Origin of the sequence: Burkholderia sp. KCJ3K979, from assembly GCF_016759955.1 — a bacterium.
Lineage (GTDB): Bacteria > Pseudomonadota > Gammaproteobacteria > Burkholderiales > Burkholderiaceae > Burkholderia > Burkholderia orbicola.
Map to the genome: position 1 here is coordinate 1 of NZ_JACFYV010000293.1, position 6,849 is coordinate 6,849.

General features: G+C 68.8%; 3 protein-coding genes. 2 read left to right on the forward strand and 1 reads right to left on the reverse strand.

Translation table 11 applies throughout. The annotated features are described in order from the left end of the window. Positions 1–279: 279 nt before the first annotated feature. Positions 280–3,852 carry an indolepyruvate ferredoxin oxidoreductase family protein gene (locus H3O04_RS32805; protein WP_202589269.1) on the forward strand — a complete coding sequence of 1,191 codons (3,573 nt, stop codon included), beginning with the start codon at positions 280–282 and terminating at the stop codon, positions 3,850–3,852. A 96-nt stretch (positions 3,853–3,948) separates the two neighbouring features. Here H3O04_RS32805 and H3O04_RS32810 read toward each other — a convergent pair whose 3' ends face one another. Beyond that, the gene (locus H3O04_RS32810) at positions 3,949–5,616 is read right to left on the reverse strand and encodes a Na+/H+ antiporter (protein ID WP_202589270.1); all 1,668 of its coding nucleotides are present in this window, start codon (positions 5,614–5,616) and stop codon (positions 3,949–3,951) included. A 306-nt stretch (positions 5,617–5,922) separates the two neighbouring features. Between H3O04_RS32810 and H3O04_RS32815 the strand changes: the two genes are divergently transcribed. After that, positions 5,923–6,849 (forward strand): EAL domain-containing protein (locus H3O04_RS32815; protein ID WP_202589271.1); only part of this gene is annotated, 927 nt, incomplete at its 3' end.

Here is a 6,849-nt window from a genome sequence, read left to right on the forward strand (position 1 = left end):
GTGAGCCCCGCGGCACGCCCCGCCTTTTCCGCCAGACCATTCGACCGCCGCGACACACCCCCATCACACTCCGGCCGCCCCGCGCGAGAACTCTCTCAAATCCCGTCAAAAAGCTGCGCAGTTTTTCTCACGACAGGCCGGTTCGAGCAAGATGAGAAAAAACATTCTCGGCCGCGCGCGAAAAAATAGAGCCATTCGCTGCCGGCACCCTGCGTCATCCGACGCCCCGCCGCGCACGGCCCAGAACAGCACGACAGCACAATCCGGAGACATCCCCTCATGACCGCCCGCCAGCCCGTCGACGGCACGCCTGCCCTGTCCGACTACCGCCTGACCGACAACCTGACCGCGACGCGCGGCCGGATCTTCCTGACCGGCACGCAGGCGCTGATCCGCCTGCTGCTGATGCAGCGCGCGGTCGATACCGAACAGGGGCTCAACACGGCCGGCTTCGTCAGCGGCTATCGCGGTTCGCCGCTCGGCATGGTCGACCAGCAGCTGTGGAAGGCGAAGAAACTGCTCGACGCCAGCAGCGTGCGCTTCCTGCCCGCGATCAACGAGGAACTCGGCGGCACGGCCGTGCTCGGCACGCAGCGGGTCGAGGCCGACCCGGAGCGTACGGTCGAGGGCGTGTATGCGATGTGGTACGGCAAGGGCCCGGGCGTCGATCGCGCGGGCGATGCGCTGAAGCACGGCAACGCGTACGGGTCGTCGCCGCACGGCGGCGTGCTGGTCGTCGCGGGCGACGACCATGGCTGCGTGTCGTCGTCGATGCCGCACCAGAGCGATTTCGCGATGATGGCGTGGCACATGCCGGTCGTGAACCCGTCGAACATCGCCGACATGCTCGAATTCGGCCTGTACGGCTGGGCGCTGTCGCGCTACTCGGGCGCGTGGGTCGGCTTCAAGGCGATCTCGGAAACGGTCGAGTCGGGCTCGACCGTCGACCTCGATGCATTGCAGACGCGCTGGCCGGCGCCGGAAGGCTTCACGCCGCCGGCGGGCGGCCTGCACAACCGCTGGCCCGACCTGCCGAGCCTCACGATCGAGGCGCGTCTCGCGGCGAAACTCGACGCGGTGCGCCATTTCGCGCGCGCCAACAGCATCGACAAGTGGATCGCGCCGAGCGCGCAGGCGAACGTCGGCATCGTCACCTGCGGCAAGGCGCACCTCGACCTGATGGAAGCGCTGCGCCGCCTCGACCTGACGGTCGCCGACCTCGACGCGGCCGGCGTGCGGATCTACAAGGTCGGCCTGTCGTATCCGCTCGAAATGACGCGCATCGAAACCTTCGTCGACGGGCTCGCCGAAGTGCTGGTGATCGAGGAGAAGGGCCCGGTCATCGAGCAGCAGATCAAGGACTACCTGTACAACCGCACCGAAGGCGCCCGCCCGCGCGTGCTCGGCAAGCACGACGCGGCCGGTGCGTGCCTGCTGTCCGAGCTCGGCGAGCTGCGTCCGTCGCGCATCCTGCCGGTGTTCGCGGCATGGCTCGCGCGGCACAAGCCGGTGCTCGACCGGCGCGAGCGCGTGGTCGATCTCGTCGCGCCGCAGATCCTGTCGAACGAGGCCGACGCGGTGAAGCGCACGCCGTACTTCTGCTCGGGCTGCCCGCACAACACGTCGACGAAGGTGCCGGAAGGCTCGATCGCGCAGGCCGGCATCGGTTGCCATTTCATGGCGTCGTGGATGGAGCGCGACACGACGGGGCTGATCCAGATGGGCGGCGAGGGCGTCGACTGGGCCGCGCACGCGATGTTCACCAACACGAAGCACGTGTTCCAGAACCTCGGCGACGGCACCTACTTCCACTCGGGCATCCTCGCGATCCGCCAGGCGGTCGCCGCGAAAGCGAACATCACGTACAAGATCCTCTACAACGACGCGGTCGCGATGACGGGCGGCCAGCCGGTCGACGGCAGCATCTCGGTGCCGCAGATCGCGCGGCAGGTCGAGGCGGAGGGCGTGTCGCGCTTCGTCGTCGTGTCGGACGAACCGGAGAAGTACGACGGCCATCACGGGCAGTTCCCGACCGGCACGACGTTCCATCACCGCAGCGAACTCGACGCGGTGCAGCGCGAATTGCGCGAAACGCCGGGCGTCACCGTGCTGATCTACGACCAGACCTGCGCGGCCGAGAAGCGTCGCCGCCGCAAGAAAGGCGAATTCCCCGACCCGGACAAGCGTCTGTTCATCAACGATGCGGTGTGCGAAGGCTGCGGCGACTGCGGCGTGCAGTCGAACTGCCTGTCGGTCGAGCCGCTCGAGACGCCGCTCGGCCGCAAGCGCCGCATCGACCAGTCGTCGTGCAACAAGGACTATTCGTGCGTGAACGGCTTCTGTCCGAGCTTCGTGACGGTCGAAGGCGCGGCGCTGAAGAAGGCGGCCGGCGCCGCGTTCGACGAAGCGGCGCTCGCCGCGCGCGTCGACGCGCTGCCGGTGCCGGCGACGCACCTCGACGCGGCGCCGTTCGACATGCTCGTGACGGGCGTGGGCGGCACCGGCGTCGTGACGGTCGGCGCGCTGATCAGCATGGCCGCGCATCTCGAAGGCAAGAGCGCATCGGTGCTCGACTTCATGGGCTTCGCGCAGAAGGGCGGCTCGGTGCTGTCGTTCGTGCGGATCGCGTCGAGCGACCGCTGGCTGAACCAGGTGCGCATCGACACGCAGCAGGCCGACGTGCTGCTCGCGTGCGACATGGTCGTCGGCGCGAGCGCCGAGGCGCTGCAGACGGTGCGTCACGCGCGAACGCGGATCGTCGTCAACACGCACCGGATTCCGAACGCGTCGTTCGTGCAGAACCCCGACGCGAACCTGCATGCGGACGCATTGCTTGAAAAAATGCACCATGCGGCCGGCGACGGCTACCTGTCGAGCTGCGACGCGCAGGCGCTCGCCGCGAAATTCCTCGGCGATTCGATCGGCGCGAACATCCTGATGCTCGGCTACGCGTGGCAGCTCGGCCTCGTGCCGGTGTCGCTCGCCGCGATGATGCGCGCGATCGAGCTGAACAACGTCGCGGTGCCGATGAACAAGCTCGCGTTCTCGATCGGCCGGATGGCGGCCGGCGACGCGGCGGGCCTCGACGCGTTGTGGAACGCGCGTCATGCGGTGGCCGTCCACGCCGCGCCGGAGACGCTTGCCGAGCTGATCGCCGATCGCGAGGCGCGCCTCGATGCCTACGGCGGCGCGCGCTACGTCGAACGCTACCGGGCGCTGGTGAACGCGGCGCGCGAGAAGGGCGACGATACGCTGACGCGCGCGGTCGCGACGACGTTCTACCGGCTGCTCGCGGTGAAGGACGAATACGAAGTCGCGCGGCTGTACACGGACGACGCGTTCCGCACGGCGCTCGAAGCGCAGTTCGAAGGCGTGCCGGGGCAGACGTACCGCGTGAAGTTCAACCTGGCGCCGCCGACGGTCGCGAAGGCCGGCAGCGACGGCAGCACGCCGAAGAAGCGCGTGTTCGGCCAGTGGATGTGGCCGGTGTTCGGCATGCTGGCGCGCGTGCGCAGCCTGCGCGGCACGTGGCTCGATCCGTTCGGCCGCACGGTCGAGCGCAAGATGGAGCGCGCGCTGGCCGACGACTACGAAACGACGCTCACGCGTGCGTTCGCCGCGATGCCCCCCGGCAATGCGGCGCAGGTCGTGCAACTGGCCGACCTGCACGCCCGCGTGCGCGGCTTCGGTCACGTGAAGGTGCGCAACCTGGCCGGCGTGAAGCGTGCGGAACGCGAGCTCGCGCTGCAGCTCGGCATCGACGCGGCGACGAGCGCGGCCGTGCAGCATGCGCTCGACGAGATGAAGGGCGCGGGGATGCTGAAGGGGATTCCGGTCGTCGTCGCGAAGTAACGCGAGCGTGAGTGGATGCGAAAACGGCGATGCTCGTGCGAGCGTCGCCGTTTTTTTATGGTCCTCGGTGGCTGCGCGCAGGCCGCGGCCGGCCCGTCAAACAATGCCTTTCTTGCGCGTCGACAGCGCGGTTTCAGACAGGTCGATCTCGCGAAGCAGCTTCGTCAGCGTCTCGTCGGAAATCTTGCTGTCGCTGCGCAGCCGGTACAGCGCCGAGCGTTCCGCGCGCACGGCCGCGATCCGCATCTGCAGCTCCATCGTTTCGGCCTGCTGCGCTTGCGCGCGCGGCGTGGGGCCGTCGTCGGCCAGCGCGGCGAGCCGGCGGCGATATTGATCCATCACGCGTGCGGAGATGTCCGCGCAGCGCGCCGCGCCCGATTCGTCGAGATCGGCCGAGATCGCGTCGTGCGACGAATCGATCGCGCGGATCGCGGCCTGCGCGGCGGCCGAGCGCGCGATGCGCTCCTCGTTGCCGAGCGGGTTGCGCGTCGAGCGCACGCCGCGCAGCAGCAGCGGCAGGCCGATCACCCCGACGATCAGCGAGCCGAGGATCACGGCCGACGCGATGAAGATCGCGGTGTCGCGGCCCGGCAGCGGCGCGCCGTCGGACAGCGCGACCGGAATCGACAGCACGCCGGCGAGCGTGACCGCGCCGCGCACGCCGCCGACCGTCATCACCGCGATCGTGCGTACGCCGGCCATCGTGCCGGCGAGGCCATGGCGCGCGGCGCGGCGGCTCGCGAACCAGCGCAGCAGCCACACCCACAGGAAGCGGATCGCATACAGCGCGAGCATCATCGCGCACACGTTGAAGATCATGCGGCCGACCAGCGCGTCGCTCGTATGGTGCGCGTCGACGAGCGCGCGGCCGATGATGTGCGGCAACTGCAGCCCGAGCATGATGAACACCATGCCGTTGAACACGAATTCGATCATCGCCCACGTGCTTTCGGCGCGCACGCGCGACGCGACGGTGCTTTTGCGCGAGAAGCTCGTGTAATTCATCATCATCCCGGCCGACACGGCCGCGAGCACGCCCGACAGGCCGAGGTGCTCGGCGAACAGGTAGGCCGCGAACGGCACCAGCAGCGTCATCACGATGCCCGGGGCCGGATCGCCTTCCTGCTCGGCATTCAGGAAGCGCGTCGACAGCGCGCTGAACACCCACGACACGATCGCGCCCGTCGCGAGCCCGCCGGCGGCGACGATCACGAACGTGACCGACGCGGCGCGCAGCGAGAACACGCCGGTGAGCGCGGCCGCGATCGCGAACTTCAGCGCGACGAGGCCCGACGCGTCGTTCATCAGCGCCTCGCCTTCGAGGATGTGCATCAGTTGCGGCGGAATGCGGCCCTTGCCGGCAATGCCGGACAGCGCGACCGCGTCGGTCGGCGACAGCACCGCAGCGAGCGCGAACGCGATCGGCAGCGGCAACTCGGGAATCAGCCAGTGTGCGAAGTAGCCCACTGCGAGTACCGTCATGAACACGAGCCCGAACGCGAGCATCAGGATCGCGCGGCGCTGCAGGTAAAGCTCGCGTTTCGGAATTCGCCAGCCGTCCGCGAACAGCAGCGGCGGAATGAACAGCAGCATGAAGATCTCGGGATCGAACGTGACGTGCAGGTTCAGCTTCGGCCACGCGAGCATCGCGCCGAACGCGATCTGCATCAGCGGCAGCGGCAGTTGCAACGGCAGGAGGCGCGTGACGGCGCCGGACAGTGCGACGGTCAGCAGCAGAATGAGGACTGTGAAAACGATTTCCATCGATACGGCGAATGACGTGAAATGAAACGATCGTACGGAGTGTAGCGTGCCGACGTGACGGACGCGTTCAAGCGGTCGGTGCGTGCGCACGGAAATGGTGCGCGAGTAGCGCGCCACGGTGGTGCGGTGGCCTCGTGCGGCCGCGCGGCGCATGGGTTCTGCGCGCCTTGCACGGAGCTTGCTTGAAGGTGGGCAGCCACCCGGCCCGCGCCGGGCAACCGAGGGTCCAACCATGACATTGCGCGCCGTCCCGTTCGTCGTCCGTTTCGCCGGACGTCGCGTTCGATTGCATCACCAGGAGGAAGCATGACGATCGTGCAACAGGAGCGTCCGGCCGCCGCGTCGCCGTACCGGTTCGAGCGGGAGATGAGCTCCGGCCTCGAACGGCTGGCGACGCAGCACCGCGACCTGACGCTCACGACCGTGTTCCAGCCGATATTCAGCCTGTCGCATCAGCGTGCGGTGGGCTACGAGGCGCTGCTGCGCGCGCACGATGCGCTCGACCGCGCCGTGTCGCCGCTCGACGTGTTCGGCGAAGCCGCGCGCCGCGACGAGCTGCTGCAGCTCGACCGGCTCGCGCAGGCGCTGCATCTGGAGAATTTCGCGCTGCTCGGCGCGGAGCGCGAGTGGCTGTTTCTCAACGTCCATCCCGGCGTGCTCACCGACCCGTTCCAGGCGGCCGCGCTGCTCGCGAACCTGAAGCGGCTCGGCATGCCGCCGCGGCGCATCGTGCTCGAGGTGCTCGAACAGCGCGCGGACGACGTCGAGCGGCTCGCGGAGGCCGTGCGCGAATTCCGCACGCACGGCTTCCTGATCGCGCTCGACGATTTCGGCGCGGGCCACTCGAACATCGAACGGATCTGGCAACTGAACCCGGACATCGTGAAGCTCGACCGCATCATGCTGTCGCACGCGGCGCACCGCACCGGGCTCACCGCGATCCTGCACGGGCTCGTGACGCTGCTGCACGAGGCCGGCAAGCTGGTGCTCGTCGAAGGGATCGAGACCGAGCACGAAGCGCAGATCGCGCTGTCGTGCGAGGCCGATTTCGTGCAGGGCTACTACTTCGGCCGCCCGGCGCCGGGGCTGCCCGACAGCGCGGCCGCGACCGTCTGCATCGGCGAGCTGACCGAGCGCTTTCGTCAGCAGACCGAAGCGCGCGAGCGGCGCGACACGCAGCGGCTCGCCCCGTACCTGCGCGCGTTCGAACGCGCGCAGGTACGGGGCGAGCCG